Source organism: Rhizobium sp. BK538 (assembly GCF_014197575.1).
Taxonomy (GTDB): Bacteria; Pseudomonadota; Alphaproteobacteria; order Rhizobiales; family Rhizobiaceae; genus Rhizobium.
In genome coordinates this window covers 1-18586 of the sequence record NZ_JACIFT010000025.1, presented here as the reverse complement: position 1 = coordinate 18586, position 18586 = coordinate 1, and the positions used below count along the sequence as shown (strand labels likewise).

The window sequence follows — 18586 nt, the reverse complement described above, 5'->3', positions numbered from 1 at the left end:
AAAAAGGACATCTCATGACGCCATCCCTTGCGACAAAGGCAAACGACGCCGATCGACTGGCGGCACTCGCCGCCGAGCGTTATCGCGAATCGCAACACCTCGGCGAACAATGGAACGAGACCATTGAAACACTTCTCTCTCACCGCAGCGTGCGCAGCTACTTGCCAAAGCCGGTCCCACATGCCGCTGTCGAACTTGCGGTTGCCGCAGCGCAGTCGGCACCGAGTTCGTCTAATCTGCAAGCATGGAGCGTCGTAGCCGTTGAAGACCCAGAACGGCAAAACCGGCTGAATGCCGTTGCCGGCAACCAGCGTCAAATCGCCCAGGCGCCTCTCCTGCTCGTCTGGCTCGCTGACCTTGCGCGACCCCGTGCGATCGCCGCAAAGGGTGGCTCTGCGGCAGAGGGTCTCGACTATATCGAGAGCTTTTTGCTTGGCGTGATTGATGCTGCGCTTGCAGCGCAGAACGCCGTCGTGGCCTTTGAATCACTGGGGTTTGGAACCTGCTACATCGGTGCGATACGAAACGATCCGGAGACGGTGGCGCGAGAACTCGCCTTGCCGGAAGGGGTTTTCCCGGTTTTCGGTTTGACCGTCGGTTTTCCCGATCCAGCGCAGCCCGCCGGGGTGAAGCCGCGTCTGCCGCAGTCGACAGTCTTGCATCGCGAACAATATGCAAACGAAGCGCGTGCACGCGATCTTGCCACCTACAACAAGGTGCTGAGACGCTTCCAGGCGGAGCAAGCCATGCCATCGATCGACTGGACAGACCAGGTCCGAAACCGCATCGGTACAGTCGAGGCGCTGAAGGGCAGGCACATGCTTGCGGCACTCGCGCGCCGACTCGGTTTCCAGCTCAAATAGAGCTGGCGGAGCTCCCATGACGGACTCACTCGGCGGCAATCATGTCCGCCGCCGGACGAATGCGCCGCGCGATGATCTCGTCCATCGTCTGCAGAGTACGGGCTTCGGCCAGCAGCCACTCTCGAAACAGATCGACGCGCATCAGCCGCGCCGTGTGCGCGGTCGTGGCGAAAAAATAGGAGGAGCTGACCGGCTGGGGCACACCGAAGGGGCTGACCAACCGTCCGGATCGAATCTCAGCTTCCGCAAGCCTGATCTTGCCGAGTCCCAATCCCTGTCCGGCCAGCGCAGCATCAAGTACCAGAGAGGACTGGTTGAGCCGGAACCCGCCTTGCGATGGACGATAAGAAAGTCCGGCGGCACGCAACCATCTGCTCCAGTCCGGGCAGGATTGATCATGCTCGGCTCCCTCTTCATGCAACAGCGGCACGCCTTCGATTGCCTGAGCTCCGTCCCATAGCGCATGGGTATCGGCAAATTCCGGGCTGCAGACCGGCAGCACGGCTTCGGAGAAGAGGTGGTCGACGATGAGTCCCGGATATGGACCGCTTCCGTAGCGGATAACGCAATCGGCATCGCCGGCATCGAGGTTCGCTAACTGTGTCGAAGCGTCGACGAGAACCTGCAGCCCGGGAGCCGCTCGCCGCAGCGCATCGAGACGCGGGATCAGCCACTTGCTGGCAAAGGACGGAGCAACCGAGACGCGGATCGGCTGTTCATGGTCGCACTGTACGAACTGAGCCATGGCCGCCAGCACAGCGTCAAAGGCGCCCGTCAATCCTGGAACCAGCGCCGACCCCGCTGGCGTGAGCTGGAGCTGGCCGCGGATGCGATTAAAAAGAGGCTGACCGAGATAGTCCTCCAACAGGCGGATCTGCTGCCCGACAGCTGCGGAAGTGACATGCAATTCCTCGGCAGCGCGCACGAAGTTCAGGTGCCGCGCCGTCGCGACGAAGGCCCGCAGCGATGTCAGCGGAGGAAGCCGCGCAAGCGTGGGCTGGAGCGCCCTTCTGGTGGAGTTTGCAAGTGTGCTCATGAAGCGATTGCACCACAATCATCCCCTTCAAGACGAGAACCTGCGTTTCCTGTAGCCTGGTTCATAGAACATTTTCTTGCGTCGCAGGCGGTTATCGGAGATGCAAAAACTCAATTTTGTAAATTGTCTATATTTTTAGTAGAATAATGCGGGTAGTATCCCAACGCCACCGCTGTCGGTGCGAAGTTTTCCTTTCCCCAGCGAGGAGAAAAACATTCTTCCGGTTTGCATCCGGGCGGACCGATGATGCGCGCGACGACGCTGCACGCTGGGCGTCTCTCGCAACTCAGGGGGTATTGATGGACATTCGCAGACGCCACCTCAACAAACTGCTTGCCTTGACAAGCCTTACGGCTCTCGTGCCGCTCAGGGCATTCGCCGAGACGACGGCTGCAACGACGGGTGGCACTCTGAACTTTATCGTCGAGCCCGAGCCGCCTACCGTTCTCACACTGGCCCACACAGCAGGCGGCACGCAGAAAATCAGCCCAAAGATCACCGAAGGCCTGCTGACCTACGATTTCGATCTGACGCCCAAACCGCAGCTCGCGACGGAATGGTCAGTAAGCGAAGACGGCTTGAGCTACACGTTCAAGCTGCGTCAGAATGTGAAATGGCACGACGGCAAGCCATTTACATCCGATGACGTCGCCTATTCGATCGAGCTTTTGAAGCAGGTACACCCGCGCGGGCGGGGCACATTCGCCAACGTAACCAAGGTCGACACGCCGGATCCGTCGACCGCCGTGATCAGGCTTTCAAAGCCTGCACCTTACCTTTTGAGCGCGCTCTATGCCGCGGAGTCGCCGATCGTACCGAAGCACATTTATGATGGCGTCAAGATTGCCGACGTCCCAACTAACCCGAACGGCGGCGCGCCGATCGGAACAGGACCTTTCGTCTTCAAGGAATGGGTACGCGGCTCCCACGTTATCCTGGAACGCAATCCGGACTACTGGGACGCCGGAAAACCCTATCTCGACCGAGTCGTCGTGCGCTTCGTGCCGGATGGCGCGGCCCGCGCTGCCGGCTTCGAGACCGGCGAATTCGACATTGGCGGCGACAATCCAATCCCCCTGAGCGACCTTGAACGCGTTAAAGCGCTTCCGAACATCGGCATCGATTCGCGCGGCTACGAGACGAAGGGAGATCAGACCCAGCTGATCTTCAATCTCGACAACGAATACCTGAAAAATGTTGCTGTTCGCCGGGCGATTGCTCATGCGATCGACCTCAATGTCGTCCTCAACACCGTGTGGTACGGCTACGGTCATGTCTCGCCGAGCCCGATCAGCACCTTCCTTCCGCGCTATCTGGATGCCTCGATCAAGCCCTACGCCTTCGATCTGAAGGCGGCCGAACAGCTGCTTGACGAAGCCGGCTACACGCGTGGCGCCGACGGGGTCCGTTTCAATCTGCGCCTTACGCACAATTCCTACAATGAAGGCTTCAAGCGGGTCGCCGAATATCTCAAGCAGAACCTGACGCGCATCGGCATTACCGCGACGATCGATTCCTATGATTTCTCGACTTACATCAAGAAGGTCTACACTGACCGCGCTTTCGACGTGACGGCGGAATACCTTGGCAATCAGTTCGATCCGACACTCGGCGTGCAGCGCATTTACTGGTCGAAAAACTTCAAACTTGGCTTACCGTTCTCGAACGCCAGCCACTACGCCAACCCCGAGGTCGACAAGCTGCTGGAAGCGGCTTCCGTCGAGATCGACGACGAGAAGCGCAAGCAGCAGTTCTATGCCTTCCAGAAAATCATTGCCGATGAGGTGCCGGTGGTGAACCTGATTGCGTTGGAGAACGTCACCGTCTTCAACAAGCGCGTGAAAAATCACACGATCGGGGCCGAGGGCGTGCAGTCCAATTTCGCGGAGGTCTATATTAAGGACGGCGAAGGCTGACCGGGGCGGCGGCCTTCACAAGAAAGGGGTGCATCGGCGATGCGCCCCTTTCTGCTTCAAGAACACGTCAGGCGATGCGGATCGGCGTAAATTTCGCAAGGATGCGATCGGCGAGCGCGATTGCCTGCGCGCGCTGCTCGGTAATCGAACTCGATTCCCATGCGACGCCACGCAGCGGATGCCCTATCGCGCTGAGATTGCGATGAACACGACCTTCCTCATTGACGAGGTCCCCCTCGGATGTCGCATCGATACCATAGCCCGTGCTGTGGGGCCGGACCTCGCCATTTGCAAGCAGGCTCTTGACGAAGGGATCTGCAATCTGCCGCCAATCGTGTAACTGATGACCGCGGCAGTCGATGACACCATCAAACCTCGCGTTCTCGATGCCCGTTCTTGTCCCCAGTTGGGCGACGATTTGGTCTCCCTCGACGGCAAAGCCAAGCAGACGAGCGCGACCGTACGCCAGACGGTCTTCGGCGATCACGGTCTCGATCGTCGTATGGCTCTCCGGCGCCGATCGGTGCGCCGTAACATCCCAGAAGGCCCGTAGATGCCTGGTAAAGCGCAATCGCTCACGATCACTCGCGCCCTGCCACAGGGACGGGATATGGGGTCGGATCGCGAGCGGTAGGCCCTGCCAGTCGGCACCGGCTGCCGAAATGGCACGCCGTTCCGCCTTCACGCGCGACAGCAGTTCTCGAGCAGTTGCGGGCAACGGGCCATCGGCGAGAAAATCGCGCGCTGCATCGACAGTCCTACGGCCTTCCACGAATTGACCTCGGCGCGATATCACCCGATAGCGGCCGCGATAACCCCTCGCCTCCATGCTGGCAACGGCGTCGACCATCGACAGGCTGGAACCGATAAGGAGAATCTCTTCGCAGCCAGTCAGGCGCTCCAGGGCATCTCCATCCCACGGATTGGCGGCAAAGCGTGCATGACGAGCAAGGGCACTCTCAGCGGCCGGGAGCCGCGGCTGGAAGACGCCAAGTGCCAGGACCGCTTCATCGGCTTCGACGGTGGTACCGTCAGCCGTTGTGATACGGATCCGGTGCGGTGTTGCAACCAGTGCGGATGCCGATGCCCTGATATGCCGAAGCGTAGAACCGAGCCGCGCGGTGGCACCGGCGCGGGCAAGCTCGTCGCGGACATAAGTTCCGTAGAGATGACGCGGCGGGCTGCTTGAGCCCACCTCGGCAGGAGGCACCCAGCCGTTGGCCGGACCGTTCTCGACAAGCCAGCGCGACAGATGGCCGGGGTCTTCGGGATAGAGGGAGAAGATTTCCGCCGGCCCGTTGACGAGATGGACAGGGTCGGTGGTGCTGTAGGCGACGCCCCGGCCGAGCTCCTCTCGCCGCTCGACGATCGTGATCGCCAGGGGCACTTCGGTTCGCTCCAACAATTTCAGCGCAATCAGCGCCCCGGCAAAACCGCCGCCGACGATGGCAACCGAATGGTGCGGAATACGATCAATGCGCAATGAACCTCCTCCCCGATCGTGACGATAGGGCTTGGTGTATCGTGGGGTGAAATCGGCCTGCTGACGCAAGCCGGGAAAACGTCGCTACGCGATCTAGCGGTTACCACCGAGGCGGCGGAGATTTCAGAAGACCTTGCCTTCCTCCAGATGCGTCGTGATTCCGTTGATGTAATAGTCGCCGACCACCCTCGCCTTGTGCAGCAGCGGGTTGTGATTGAGCACCGTGCGGATGTTGCGCCAGTGCCGGTCGAGATTGAGATGGCGCGACGTCGCAGAGCCGCCGCCGAGCTCGAAGACATTGGTGGCCGCCGCCAGCGCAATCTGCGAGGTGACGATCTGGCTGCGCGCGGTCGTCAGCGCACTTTCGACCAATGCGGCTTCGATACTCTCGGCATCGCCGACTGAAAAGGCCGCCGCCGTGCGGTCCAATGCGCGAGCAGCTTCGCGGATCAACGTGTCTACGGCAAAGGAGCCGGCTGCGATCTCGCCCAGCACCTTCTGCACGAAGGGATCCGCATTCGCCGTCTCGGCTGCGCTGTGGGCCGCTGACCGCGCTTGCCGGCGCACGTACTCGGTGCCCTCCTCAAGCGCGCCGCGCACTGCGCCTGCCATCGAGGCGGCCAGATGGAGCTGGCGCAACGTTGATGTGTGGCGGCCGACGAGTGTATTGAGACCCCGCTTCGAAATTTCGTGCGGCAGCACCTCGACGTCTTCCAGCAGGACACCGCCACTCGCCGTCAGGCGCTGGCCCATGCCCTCCCAGTCGTCGAGAATGGCGATGCCCTTGCGGTCAACCGGCAGGAGCACGCTGACAAGATCGCCTTCGTCGTTTTTGGCACTGAAGGAGGCAAAGTCAGAAAAGGCGGTTCCAGTCGCGTACCACTTGCGGCCGTTCAGACGATAGCCATCGCCTGCCCTTGTCAAACGTGTCGTCACTTCACCTGGCCGCTTGGTGCCCTGCTCGGTATGAGCCCCACCGAAAAGCTTGCCGGAGAGAACGCGGCCGAGCTGTGTGCGGTCGATTGCGGTATTGGGGCTGAGGATAAGGCTCTCGGTGAAATTGAAATGGCTGCGCAGCGCGTGGGCGACATTCGAATCTGCCGCTCCAATCGCCATGATCGTTTCGATGTAGTCGGCAACGGATCCACCGGGACCGCCGAGCGCCACGGGAATACGCAGTGCACCCAGCCCGGCTTCCTTGAACAGGCGAAAGGCATCAAATGGAAGCTCCCTTTCCAGATCGCGTCTTGCCGCCTCTTTGGAAATTTCAGCTGCCAGTGCCGGAATTTTTGCCAATAGCTTCGAGAGATCGTTCACCTCCTCCGCAGGCGTCGGAGTGGTAGACGGTGCTGAAGGAGCGGTATTCGGCATGCAGGAACCTTCTCGGCCAAAGGAAAGAGATGGAGGGATCCACCGGCAAGGCGGATCCCTCGTGTCATGCTCAGGCAACAGCGCGCGTCAGCGGCACCACATTATCCGCACCTCCCGCGGCACTACGCGGCACGCGACCTTCGACCGGATGGCTTGGATCGTTGAAGCCGGGCGTCGAGGGATGGCCCGTCGTGACCAATCGGTCGACCAGCGCCTCATCTTCGGCATCGAGCTTGACGTCGAGCGCGCGGATGTAGCTGTCCCAATGATCTTCCGTGCGCGGGCCAGTGATGGCCGCCGAGATCAGCTGATTGTTCAGCACCCAGGCGAGCGCGAACTCCGTCGGCGAAATCCCCTTGCGAGTAGCATGAGCGGCGATCTCAGAAGCAATGGCAATCGATTCAGGACGCCATTCCGTCTCCAGGATGCGCTTGTCTCCGCGACCGGCACGTGTGTCGGCCGCCGGCTCCTTGCCCGGTTCGTACTTGCCGGTCAGGACACCACGAGCAAGCGGCGAATAGGAAACGACGCCCAGACCGTAGTGATGAGCTGCCGGCAATTGCTCGGCTTCGGCCGTACGGTTGACGATGTTGTAAAGCGGCTGGCTTGCCACCGGACGATCGATGCCGAGTTGATCGGCCAGATGTGCGATCTCGGCGATGCGCCAGCCCCGGAAGTTCGAGACACCGAAATAACGCAGCTTGCCGGCGCGGATCAGATCGGCGATCGCGCGCACCGGCTCTTCTAGCGGCGCGTCGAAGACGGCCCGGTGGAAGTAGAGGATGTCGATATAGTCGGTGTTGAGGCGGCGTAGCGAATTCTCGACGGTCTCGATCACCCACTTGCGGGAGTGGCCACCAAGGTTCGGGCCCTTCTTGTGCGAGTTGACGAACTTCGTCGCCAGAACCCAGTGATCGCGGTGCGCCTTGATGCCTTTGCCGACGACCTCTTCCGACTTGCCATCGTGATAGACATCAGCCGTATCGATGAAGTTGATCCCCTGCTCGCGCGCTTTGTCGATGATGCGGAACGCGACGTCATCCGGCGTCGGCCCACCGAACATCATGGTTCCGAGGCTGAGCGGTGATATCTTTAGCGCGCTGCGCCCAAGATAACGATAATCGACCATTTCATTCTCCTGTTACTGAGCGTGGTGGCAGGCGGCGGCATGGCCGCTGCCGAACTGGCGCAATGCCGGGTCTTCGGCCCGGCAGATATCGGTGGCGAGCAGACAGCGCGTATGGAAATGGCAGCCGGCAGGCGGATTGTGCGGGCTCGGCAGATCACCTGTGATGGGGGCGGCCTGCTTGCGCCGCGACGGGTCGGGAACGGCGGCAAGCAGCGCTTGCGTGTAAGGATGCTTCGCATTGTTCCAGAGCTCACTTGTCGAGGCACTCTCGACGATGCGGCCGAGATACATGACGAGCACGCGATCGGCGAAATAGCGAACCACCGAAAGATCGTGGGAGATGAAGAGGTAGGACAGCGATAGCTCCGTCTTCATTTCCACCAGCAGGTTGAGGATCTGCGCCTGAATGGAAAGATCGAGCGCCGAGACCGGCTCATCGCAGATGACGAGCTTCGGCCGCAGGATCAGGGCGCGAGCAATCCCGATACGCTGCCGCTGGCCTCCGGAGAATTCGTGGGGATAACGGTCGAGCGCATCAGGCGGCAGGCCGACATGGGCGACCATCTCAGCCGCGATCGCTTCGCGACGCTTACGCTCGCCAATCCCATGGACAGCGAGAGGCGCTGTGAGGATGGTGCGGATCGTCTGCCTGGGATTGAGGGAGGCGAACGGATCCTGGAAGATCATCTGGATGCTGCGGCGGACGGATCGCAGCTCCCTTTCTGACATGGCGGTGACGTCTCTGCCTTTGAAGGTGACGCTACCTGAGGATGGGTCGACGAGCCGCACCAGCGATTTGCCGAGCGTGGACTTGCCGCAGCCGGACTCACCGACCAGCGCAACTGTCTCGCCTTCGGCGATCTCCAGCGAGACACCATCTACGGCGCGCACGGTGCCGCCGGTTCCGGAATAGTGGGTCGCAAGCCGATCAACCGACAGGAGCGACATGAGCGACCTCCGCAATTGCTGCAACATAGGGGCACGCAACCTGCCGTCCGGCGGGAAGTGCAATGAGTTGAGGCACAGTCAAGCTGCAGGCCGGCCGGGCGGCGGGACACCGCGGGCGGAACGAACAGCCCTTCTCGCCCGCCGCCGAAACAATCGAGCCCGGGATCTCCGAAAGCGGCCCGTCGCGATAGTGGTAGTCCGCCTTCAGGCGCGGCGAGGCCGAAAGCAGACCATGTGTGTAGGGGTGGTAGGGCGTCTCGAACACCTGATCGGGCAACCCCTCCTCGATCTTGCGTCCGGCATACATGACAACGACGCGGTCAGCCCATTGCGCGACGATGCCGAGATCATGCGTAATCAGGATGACAGCCATGTTCAGCTGGGCGCGGAGGTTGTCGAGCAACTGCAACACCTGCGCCTGTATAGTCACGTCGAGGGCGGTCGTCGCCTCATCAGCGATCAGCAGTTTCGGATTGCAGGCAACGGCAATCGCGATCATCACGCGCTGGCGCATGCCGCCGGAGAGCTGATGTGGATATTCGTCGATACGACGGGCCGCTTCCGGAATACTGACAAGGTCCAATAGCGCGATAGCACGCTCCCGAGCCTGACGCCGAGTGAGATTTTCATGAATGCGCAGCACCTCGATGATCTGGTCGCCGATCGTCAGCACCGGATTGAGCGACGTCATCGGCTCCTGAAAGATCATCGCGATGTCGCGGCCGCGGACGCGGCGCAGTTCCCACTCGGAAAGGCCGACAAGATCGCGACCACCGAAGAGGATCTGTCCGCCGACGCGAGCCTGCCGCGGCAGCAATCCCATCAGACCGAGTGCTGTGAGCGACTTGCCTGAGCCCGATTCCCCGACGATCGCCAGCATCTCACCCGGATTGGCCGAAAAGCTGACGCCCTTCACAGGCTCGGCGGACGCAAAGCGCACCGAGAAGTCGGAAACCTCCAGAAGCTTCGCCATCAGCGATCCTCCGAAAAGCGCGGATTGAGCGCGTCGTTGAGACCATCGCCAATCAGATTGAGCGCAAGCACGGTGAAGACGATCGCAAGCCCAGGCAGCGCCGTCAGATACCAGGCGGTGCGGATGACGTCGCGGCCGGCACCGATCATCGAGCCCCAGGAAACGCGGTTGGGGTCGCCAAGCCCCATGAAGGAGAGCGCCGACTCCATCAGAATGGCGCTAGCCACCATGACAGAGGAGGTGACGATCAGCGGCGGCAGCGCATTGGGGAGGATCTCGCGGAAAATGATACGGGCGTGACCGAAGCCGAGGCTGCGGGCGGCAAGCACATAGTCCTTCTCGCGGATGGTCCTGAATTCGGCGCGTGTCAGCCGTGCGACCGTCGGCCAGCTGACGATTGCGATCGCAACGGTAACCGTCGCAGTGGTCGGCTGGGCAATGGCCACGAGGACCACAAGCAGCACGAAACTTGGAATGGTCTGGAAGATCTCGATGAACTTGACGAGGACATCATCGACCAGACCGCCGAAATATCCCGCGACGGCGCCGATGGCGATCCCCGCCGTCAGCCCGAGTGCTGTGGCCGCAAGCCCGACAGTCAGCGATATCCGCGCCCCGTGCACGATGCTGGCCAGCACATCGCGCCCCATGGAATCGGTGCCGAGCGGATAGGCGGGATTCTGGCCGGGCCAGAGGAACGGTCGCGCCACCATTTCCAACGGGTCGCCCGGGTAGAGAAGCGGTGCGAACAGCGCTGACAGAGCAACGAGGAGAAGGATAGCCGTGCCAAAGAGCGCATTGTAGTTGGCGAGGAAGACCTTCAGCTCCCGGCGCATGCCGCGCCAGGCCGGGCCCGACACCGAGGCGCGCACGTCAGGGGCGTGAATATGTGTCCAGCGCGGCTGCTTGGGCGTTTCCGAGGCTGGTTGGCTAGCCTCGATCTTTGCCTGCGGCGCAAAATCGATCGCCTGGCCGGCCAGTGTTCCAAGTTTTCGACTGTTCATCGACTTGCTCCAATTCGGGGATCGATCCACGCCTGCAAGAGGTCGACGGCTGCGTTCGCGACAATCACGAGGAAGGATGAAAGAAGCAGGATGCCGAGCAGCACGCTGAAATCGCGCGCCATGACGGCCTCGAACGCCAGGCGTCCGAGCCCCGGCCAGCTATAGACGGTCTCGACCACGACCGCGCCGCCAAGCATGCCGCCAAAGTGCATTCCGGCCATCGTGGTGATCGGGATGAGAGCATTGCGCAGGACGTGTCGTGTAGTCAGCACGAACGGCGAGACACCCTTGGCGCGCGCGGTGCGCACGAAGTCCTGCGACTTGACCTCCAGCATCGAGGCTCGTGTCAGGCGAGCATAGATCGCGAGATAGAAGAGTGCGAGGGAGGTCGCCGGCAATACCATGTAGCGCGCCCTGTCCAGCAACTCCGGCAATCCCGTCAGTCGCGAGCCGATCGTGCTGTCGCCCCCGCTCGGCAACCAGCCGAGCTTGACCGAGAAGAGAAGGATCAGCATCAGGCCGATCCAGAAGCCGGGGATCGAATAGAAGAGCAGCGAGATGACGGAAATGATGCGATCCGGCAGGCGCCCGGAAAACGCCGCCATCAGCGAACCGAGCAGCAGTCCGACGGCAATTGCAATCGCCAGCGCTGCCAGCATGAGCACGAGAGTGCCGGGTAGCCGCTGACCGATCAGATCGGCGACGGGCATGCCGTAGCGCGGCGAAAAGCCAAGGCTGAAATGCGCGAGGTTGTTCAGATAGTTGGCGAGCTGAACAAGGATCGGGTTATCGAGCCCGAAGCGCTCGCGCAGTGCGGCCATGGTCTCGACTGTCGCCGACCCCGATTCCGCCGCCATGACATCTGCCGCATCGCCGGGTGCCAGCTTCAGCAGGAAGAAATTCAGGATGACGATCCCGAGCATGGTCGGGACAGCCTGAATGATCGTCCTGCTGATCGTTCTGGCGATCCGCCTGTAAGCCGACATGTGCCCCACCTCGCGATATGAAAATATTCCACCTCGACCCGTTGCTTAGTAGTTGACTAATTCTGTGTGTTTTGTCAAATACATATTGGTAAATAATTCCAACATCATCGAAATATTGATGACTTTTAGAAAAACTGTACCGAGCATGGCTTACGTATGGAATTTTATGTCCCTTCTCCGCCAAGGGCTGGCAAAAATCTCTACGCCGGAAGCGATCTGCGGAATAGCACCGACGCGGCCCACAGCGGCCTAAAGATCATGAGGGTTGAACACATGTCACTATTCCCGGCACCCACGCGCCGCAACTTTCTTCTTGCCTCGGTCGCAATTGGCGTCACGGCGGCAGCACGGCTTCCGGCCTTTGCAGCTGCGACGCGAGGAGGCACGGCAACGCTGCTGCTTTCGGCAGAACCGCCTGTCCTGACGACGATCGCGCATACTGCGTTCAACGCCGTCTACGTCTCGCCGAAGACGACGGAAGGACTTCTGACTTACGACTTCGAACTCAATCCGAAGCCGTTGCTGGCCAAAGAATGGAGCGTCAGCCCCGATGGACTGACCTACACGTTCAAGCTGCGCGAGAGTGTGAAATGGCACGACGGACAGCCCTTCACCTCAGCCGATGTCGCCTTCTCGATCAAAACCCTGAAGGAGGTGCATCCGCGTGGGCGCAACACTTTCCTCAATCTCGTCGACATCGAAACGCCCGACGCGCAGACCGCCATCTTGAAGCTGTCCAAGCCGGCACCCTACCTGATCACGGCTCTTGCAGCGTCGGAAACGCCGATCGTGCCGCGCCATATCTATGAGGGAACCAAGGTCGCGGAGAACCCGGCCAATCTGGCGCCGATCGGAACCGGTCCTTTCAAGTTCAAGGAGTGGGTGCGCGGCAGCCACATTGTGTATGAACGCAACCCCGACTATTGGGACCAGCCCCGCCCCTATCTTGATCAGCTGATCGTTCGCTTCATTCCGGATGCGGCCGCTCGTTCGATCGCGATCGAGACCGGCGAAATCGACCTCGCGCCCTCAACACCGGTACCACTCAGCGACCTCGAGCGGCTGAAGAGTGTCGAAGCGCTCGCCTTCGAGACCAATGGCTATCAATATCAAAACGGCGTCAGCCGCATCGAATTCAACCTCGAGCGGCCCTTCTTCAAGGATGTGCGGGTGCGCCGCGCCTTCGCCCATGTGATCGATCGCAACGTCATCCTCAATACCATCAACTACGGCTATGGCGCCGCCATCCCAGGCCCGATCAATCCCAACCTTGCAAAATGGTATGTGCCGGATCTCAAGACATTTCCGATCAATCTCGCCGCGGCCGAGAAACTTCTTGATGAGGCCGGCTACCCACGCGGCGCCGATGGCATACGCGCCCGCATCAATCTCGACTATGTGCCAAGTGGCGAGACCTATCCGCGTGGCTCAGAGTATATTCGCCAGGCGCTCGCCAAGGTCGGTATCGATGCCACCGTTCGCAGCCAGGATTTCGCAACATACACGAAGCGCATCTACACCGACCGCGATTTCGACTTCGCGTTCGAGGGCATGAGCAACCTCTTCGATCCTACGGTTGGCGTGCAACGCCTCTACTGGAGCAAGAACTTCAAGCCGGGCGTCCCCTTCTCAAACGGAGCAGCCTACAGCAACCCCAAGGTCGACCAACTGCTCGAAGCGGCGGCCATCGAGGTCGATCCGGCGAAGCGCGTCGAGCAATGGCGCGAGATACAGCAGATCCTGGTCGAGGACGTGCCGGCGATCGACATCGTCAGCCAGCCGGAACTGACGATCTACAACAAGCGCATCTCCGATCACACGGTCGGCGGCGAAGGCGTCGCAGGCAGTCTCGCCTACGCCTACGTCGCAGCATCCTGATCCCCAGACAAACGGGAGCACATTCATGTCCATTCAACACCGTCCCGGATCGATCGTCGGCCTGCCGAAATTTACGGCCCCGACCGACTTTCCGCAAAGCCCCCTGTCGCAGGCGCTCAAGCAGCCGGTTCTTCTCGGCCTCTTCCTGCCGATCCAGGCCGGCGGCTGGACGCAATCAACGCTGGAAAGATCGACCGACTGGCGTTTCGACTACAACAAGGCCCTGACGCTGAAGGCTGAGGAACTCGGTTTCGATCTCGTCTTTGCGTTGTCGCAATGGCTGCCGAAAGGCGGCTATGGCGGCGTCTTCGACGGCCAGGCACTGGACAGCTTCGTATCGATTGCAGCGTTGGCGGGCCTTACCAGGAAGATCATGCTGATCTCGACCATGCATGTGCTTTACGGCCCGTGGCATCCCCTGCATCTGGCAAAATTCGGGGCAACGCTGGACCACATCACCGGCGGGCGCTGGGGCATCAACGTGGTAACGGGCCACCGAGCCGTCGAGCACGAGATGTTCGGCTGGCCCCGTATCGAACACGACAAACGTTACGAGCTGGCAGCCGAATTCCTTGAAGTTGTTCAGCGCCTCTGGAGCGACAGCGAGAACTTCTCCTTCGAAGGCGAAAGCAGCTGGAAGCTCGGTGGTGGTTTCGTCACGCCGAAGCCCAATTTCGGCCGTCCGATCCTCGTTAACGCAACCGGCTCCGACGCCGGGATCGCTTTTGCCGGCCGCTATTCGGACATCGTCTTCATCACCAGCCCGACCGGCGCCGATATCGACAGCGCATTGCAGTCACTGCCGGCGCATACGAAGCGGGTCAAGGACGCGGCAATTGGAGTCGGGCGCACCGTCCGCACGCTGCTCAATCCGATGGTGATCTGCCGGTCAACGGAGAAAGAGGCCTGGGAGCTGGCCGACCGCATCGTTGCGCATGCGGATCAGCGCTCGCCCCAGGGATTCCAGTCTCTGAACTCGGATGCGCATGCCTGGAAGGGACGCGATCCGCAGGATCCCTATCGCGCCATCGGCGGCAACATCCGCGTTATCGGCTCACCCGAACAGGTGGTCGATCAGTTCGTCAAGCTGAAGGAAGCCGGCGTGGACGGCCTGCAGCTCAGCTTTTTCGACTTCCGCGACGATCTCGAATTCTTCGGCTCGGACGTCCTGCCCCTGATGAAGCAAGCCGGCCTGCGTTACTGAGGAGAGCATCATGACAAGCAATGCCATTTCCGAAATCTGGTACACGCGCTGCCCCGTGCCGACACCTGTCGGCCTTGCCGCTCAGCTCGGCTATCTCGAGGAAAACTTCCGCAAGGAAGGCGTGACGCTGAAATCGATCATCGATTCGCCCGACCGCAGTATCCGCCAGAGCCATTTCAATCACACGCTCGACTGGTCGTTCCGCCATGGTGGCAACGTCCCGCCGATCCGCGCGCGCTCGGAGGGGCACAAGACACGCCTCGTCGGCATCACTTGGACCGATGAGTTTCAGGCGATCATCACGCTGCCGGAGACCGGCATAAAGACGACAAAGGATCTGAAGGGACGCCGCTTTGGCATTGCCCGTCGGCCGGAGGGGATCGTTGATTTCATGCGCGCCACCGCACTGAAGGGGCTCCTTTCGGCACTTTCGCTCGAAAGCCTGGCGCTTAGCGATGTCGAGATCATCGATATCGCGCTTTCAGATTCCGTGCTTTCGACGCAGGAAGGCCCATCGCTCTTCGGGCTGAAGCGCCGGCAGGCCTATGGCGAGGAGGTTGCGGCGCTTATCCGCGGCGAGGTGGATGCTATCTATGTAAAGGGAACGGCAGGCATCAATGTCGCCAACCTGATCGGTGCCGTCCAGGTGAGCGAGTTCGGCTTTCATCCCGATCCGAAGATCCGCATCAACTCCGGTTCGCCGCGCGTCCTGACAGTGGACGAACTGCTGGCCGACGAGCGCCCCGATCTCGTTGCTCGCCTGCTGGAATCGATCGTCAAGGCAAGCGCATGGGCCGAAGCCCATCCTGACGAAACGAGACGCTTCGTCGCTCGCGAAGCTGGCGCCACCGAGGAGCAGGTGCTAGCCGCCAACGGTCCCGACATCCACAAGCACCTTGGCCTTGGTCTTCAGCCCGAGCTGGTGGATGCGATCGGCCACTACAAGGACTTCCTGCGCGATTTCGGCTTTCTCGCCGCCGACTTCGATATCGCCGACTGGGTCGACCACAGCCACATCGACGGCCTCGACCGGCGCGCTGTAGCCTGAACCAAAGGACGTTCGATATCATGCTTCAGGAAATGATCGACCCCGTCGGCAAGGCACGGCGGCTTGCCGTTGATTTTGCCGAGCGCGCCGCCCATCATGACGCGACAGGAGAATTTCCATTTGAAAATTTCAACCGTCTGTTCGAGGCTGGGCTGCTCGGCCTTGTGACCGCACGCGAACATGGTGGCCAAGGCGGCGGACTTACCGAAGCACAGGCGGTGGTGAGCGAAATCGCGCGCGGCGAACCCTCGACCGCGCTCGTTCTCGCGATGCATTACAACAACCACTACAGCCTTCGCCGCTACGGCAAATGGCCGCCCCATCTTGCCGAACGAGTGCTGACCGCAAACCAACTTGGCCCGGCGCTGATCAACGCCGCCCAGGCCGAGCCGCGCATCGGCTCGCCCGCACACGGGTCACTGCCCGAGACGATCGCGCGCCGTGACGGTGACACTTGGCGCATTACCGGCCACAAGAGCTACGTCACCGGCATACCGGTCCTCAAATGGGTGTCACTACTGGCACTCACCGATGAGAAGGAGCCACGCCTGGCTTCCTTCCTCGTCCCCACGGACAGTCCAGGCCTGCGCGTTGAAAAGACGTGGAATGCCGCAGGTATGCATGCAACGGCTAGCGACGATGTGGTTCTCGATGACGTCGTCGTTCCGCTGGACGACATGATCGAATCGCAACCCGCATCCGAGCCGCTGCGCCGCGAAGAGCACGCGACAGCCTTCTTCTTCTCGCTGCTCGGCGCCGTATACCACGGCGTGGCACTTTCTGCCCGCGACCGCGTCCTCGCCTTCGCCGCCCACCATACGCCGGCCAGCCTCGGTTCACCGATCGCGACCCTGCCTCGGATCCAGGATGGACTGGGCGAGATCGAAGTCCGGCTTGCAACCAATGCCAGATTACTGCGCTCCCTCGGTGAAGACGTCGATGCCGGCAAATCGGTGGGAATGGACGGCATGAATGTCCGCCACGTTGTGATCGACAACGCCGTTACAATTACCAGCCTCGCCCTGGAGCTCGCTGGAAACCCCGGCCTGAATCGCGATTTTCAACTCGAGCGCCATCATCGCGACGCCATCACCGCCCGTTCGCACGCGCCGCAAAACCATATGATCAGAACGATTGCCGCCCGCAATGCGCTCAGCCGTGTTGCGTCGCCATAGAAGGCCGATCAGCGGCCGGCATCACGGCCACGGCCTTACGTTTCACTTTCACAAGTGCAGGCAGAACATGAGCAAAGACAGCGAATTTCTCTGGTACATACCAAATGACGTCAGGGCGGGCCACCGCGGCGACACAGCGGTCGAAAACCACAACAGCCTGGCGACGTTGACGGAACAGGCCAGGGCACTCGAAGAGCATGGCTGGAAAGGCGCGCTTATAGGAACCGGTTGGGGCAGGCCAGACACCTTCACCGTTGCGGCCTCGCTTACCGCCCGCACCACGAGTTTTGAACCGCTTATCGCGATCCGCCCGGGTTACTGGCGGCCGGCGAACTTCGCCTCGGCCGCCGCCACACTTGATCACCTGACCGGCGGGCGTGTGCGCGTCAATATCGTGTCCGGTCTCGACAATCTCCCCGCCTATGGCGATCAGGAGGGAGATCAAGCACAGCGCTACGCCCGCACCAGGGAATTTATGCGACTGGTTCGCAAGCTCTGGACCGAAGAGAATGTCACCTTTGATGGCGAGCACTTTCGCGTTGGCGAGTCGACCGTCGTGCCACGCATCGAGATCCGCGGAGATCGCCGTCATCCGAAGATGTATTTCGGCGGCGCCTCGCAAGCGGCCGAAAGAGTGTCGGCGACCGAGGCCGATGTTCAGCTTTTCTGGGGAGAGCCGTTGGACGGCGTCCGCGAGCGGATCGAGCGTCTGAAGGTGTTAAGCCGGGAACTGGACCGCGACCTTCCTCCCCTGGAGTTCGGCCTGCGGATCACCACGCTGGTGCGCGATACCACCGAGCAGGCCTGGGCCGATGCCGAGGCCAAGGTTGCGCAAATGGCCAAAAGCAGCGGCGCCGGCTGGAGCGATCACCGCAGGGCAGTCGCGGTCGGTCAGCAGCGACTACTCGATCTGCATCAGGCCGGCGATGTCCTTGACGACAACCTCTATACCGCGCCCGGCAAATTCGGCGGCGGTGGCGCCGGCACGACCTGGCTGGTCGGCTCGGCAGCAGACGTCGCCCGCTCCCTACGCAAGTATCAGGATCTGGGCATCACGCACTTCGTGCTTTCCGACACGCCTTACCTGCCGGAAATCAGGCGACAGGGAAACCAGTTGCTGCCGCTTCTACGCAGTTGAGGGGCGGAGTGGTTAAAGAGTGTGGGGAACGCTCGATGTCGATCCTTGGCCGTTCCGAAAGTGTCTGGTCGGAATAGTCTTCTATCATCAGCCGGTTCTGCAGCTATATGACTGCCTTTCATCGCCGGGTTGAAGTAGGGCTTTAAGAAAAGCTGAACTGGAAGACGTCACGCGGTGTCGGATCGGCTATGCTTGGCGAAAAGTCGGCTTAAGGACATCAAGAAGAACCCGGCGTTCCTTGAGCAGAAGGCTTGCTTAAGGAACTCATGGGAGGGCCTGCGGCAACCGAAGCGGAGAAAGGGCAAAAGCCCCGACCGGGGCTTTTTTGGATTGGCGGGATTGGTTGCGGGGGCAGGATTTGAACCTGCGGCCTTCAGGTTATGAGCCTGACGAGCTACCGGGCTGCTCCACCCCGCGCCATCCGGGTGACGATT

15 protein-coding genes and 1 tRNA gene are annotated in these 18586 nt (G+C 61.1%); 7 read left to right on the top strand and 9 right to left on the bottom strand.

Annotated features, from left to right (window positions below):
* Positions 1-14 precede the first annotated feature (14 nt).
* Positions 15-863, top strand: coding sequence for an NADPH-dependent oxidoreductase (locus tag FHX09_RS24950; RefSeq protein ID WP_184450787.1), 849 nt, complete (start codon positions 15-17; stop codon positions 861-863).
* Positions 864-888: 25 nt separating this feature from the next.
* Here the strand turns inward: FHX09_RS24950 and FHX09_RS24945 are convergent, their stop codons facing one another.
* On the bottom strand, positions 889-1899 hold the full coding sequence (locus tag FHX09_RS24945; RefSeq protein ID WP_132591547.1) for a LysR substrate-binding domain-containing protein: 1011 nt from the start codon (positions 1897-1899) through the stop codon (positions 889-891).
* A 299-nt stretch (positions 1900-2198) separates the two neighbouring features.
* On the opposite strand from FHX09_RS24945, the gene FHX09_RS24940 reads away from it, so the two are divergent.
* Entirely contained in the window at positions 2199-3815 is a 1617-nt protein-coding gene (locus FHX09_RS24940; RefSeq protein WP_132591545.1) for an ABC transporter substrate-binding protein, read from the top strand.
* Positions 3816-3882: 67 nt separating this feature from the next.
* On the opposite strand, the gene FHX09_RS24935 is transcribed toward FHX09_RS24940, so the two are convergent.
* The 7 genes from FHX09_RS24935 to FHX09_RS24905 all read right to left on the bottom strand — a co-directional run bounded on the left by FHX09_RS24935 (position 3883) and on the right by FHX09_RS24905 (position 11709).
* Complete coding sequence (locus FHX09_RS24935) at positions 3883-5298, bottom strand: FAD/NAD(P)-binding protein (protein WP_132591543.1); 1416 nt, start codon at positions 5296-5298, stop codon at positions 3883-3885.
* A 123-nt stretch (positions 5299-5421) separates the two neighbouring features.
* Entirely contained in the window at positions 5422-6669 is a 1248-nt protein-coding gene (locus FHX09_RS24930; protein ID WP_132591541.1) for an acyl-CoA dehydrogenase family protein, read from the bottom strand.
* Positions 6670-6739: 70 nt separating this feature from the next.
* Positions 6740-7798: an aldo/keto reductase gene (locus tag FHX09_RS24925; RefSeq protein ID WP_132591539.1), complete on the bottom strand. Its 1059-nt coding sequence runs from the start codon at positions 7796-7798 to the stop codon at positions 6740-6742.
* Positions 7799-7810: 12 nt separating this feature from the next.
* Positions 7811-8746 carry an oligopeptide/dipeptide ABC transporter ATP-binding protein gene (locus FHX09_RS24920; protein WP_184450786.1) on the bottom strand — a complete coding sequence of 312 codons (936 nt, stop codon included), beginning with the start codon at positions 8744-8746 and terminating at the stop codon, positions 7811-7813.
* Complete coding sequence (locus tag FHX09_RS24915) at positions 8727-9719, bottom strand: ABC transporter ATP-binding protein (RefSeq protein WP_007794118.1); 993 nt, start codon at positions 9717-9719, stop codon at positions 8727-8729. The genes FHX09_RS24920 and FHX09_RS24915 overlap by 20 nt, the downstream gene beginning before the upstream one ends.
* Entirely contained in the window at positions 9719-10723 is a 1005-nt protein-coding gene (locus FHX09_RS24910) for an ABC transporter permease (protein ID WP_184450785.1), read from the bottom strand. Before FHX09_RS24910 ends, FHX09_RS24915 begins: the two co-directional genes overlap by 1 nt.
* Entirely contained in the window at positions 10720-11709 is a 990-nt protein-coding gene (locus FHX09_RS24905; RefSeq protein ID WP_183722468.1) for an ABC transporter permease, read from the bottom strand. The genes FHX09_RS24910 and FHX09_RS24905 overlap by 4 nt, the downstream gene beginning before the upstream one ends.
* Positions 11710-11982: 273 nt before the next feature.
* Between FHX09_RS24905 and FHX09_RS24900 the strand changes: the two genes are divergently transcribed.
* From FHX09_RS24900 to FHX09_RS24880, 5 genes are all read left to right on the top strand, one after another.
* Entirely contained in the window at positions 11983-13587 is a 1605-nt protein-coding gene (locus FHX09_RS24900) for an ABC transporter substrate-binding protein (RefSeq protein ID WP_183722465.1), read from the top strand.
* Between the two features lie 25 nt (positions 13588-13612).
* A complete protein-coding gene (locus FHX09_RS24895) occupies positions 13613-14791 on the top strand; it encodes an LLM class flavin-dependent oxidoreductase (RefSeq protein WP_184450784.1) in 1179 nt (392 codons plus the stop codon).
* Between the two features lie 10 nt (positions 14792-14801).
* On the top strand, positions 14802-15839 hold the full coding sequence (locus FHX09_RS24890) for an ABC transporter substrate-binding protein (protein ID WP_184450783.1): 1038 nt from the start codon (positions 14802-14804) through the stop codon (positions 15837-15839).
* A 20-nt stretch (positions 15840-15859) separates the two neighbouring features.
* Positions 15860-17014: an acyl-CoA dehydrogenase family protein gene (locus FHX09_RS24885; protein ID WP_132591525.1), complete on the top strand. Its 1155-nt coding sequence runs from the start codon at positions 15860-15862 to the stop codon at positions 17012-17014.
* Positions 17015-17081: 67 nt separating this feature from the next.
* Positions 17082-18152: an LLM class flavin-dependent oxidoreductase gene (locus FHX09_RS24880; RefSeq protein ID WP_132591523.1), complete on the top strand. Its 1071-nt coding sequence runs from the start codon at positions 17082-17084 to the stop codon at positions 18150-18152.
* A gap of 340 nt (positions 18153-18492) precedes the next feature.
* On the opposite strand, the gene FHX09_RS24875 is transcribed toward FHX09_RS24880, so the two are convergent.
* Positions 18493-18569: transfer RNA gene (locus FHX09_RS24875), tRNA-Met, on the bottom strand.
* Positions 18570-18586: the final 17 nt, after the last annotated feature.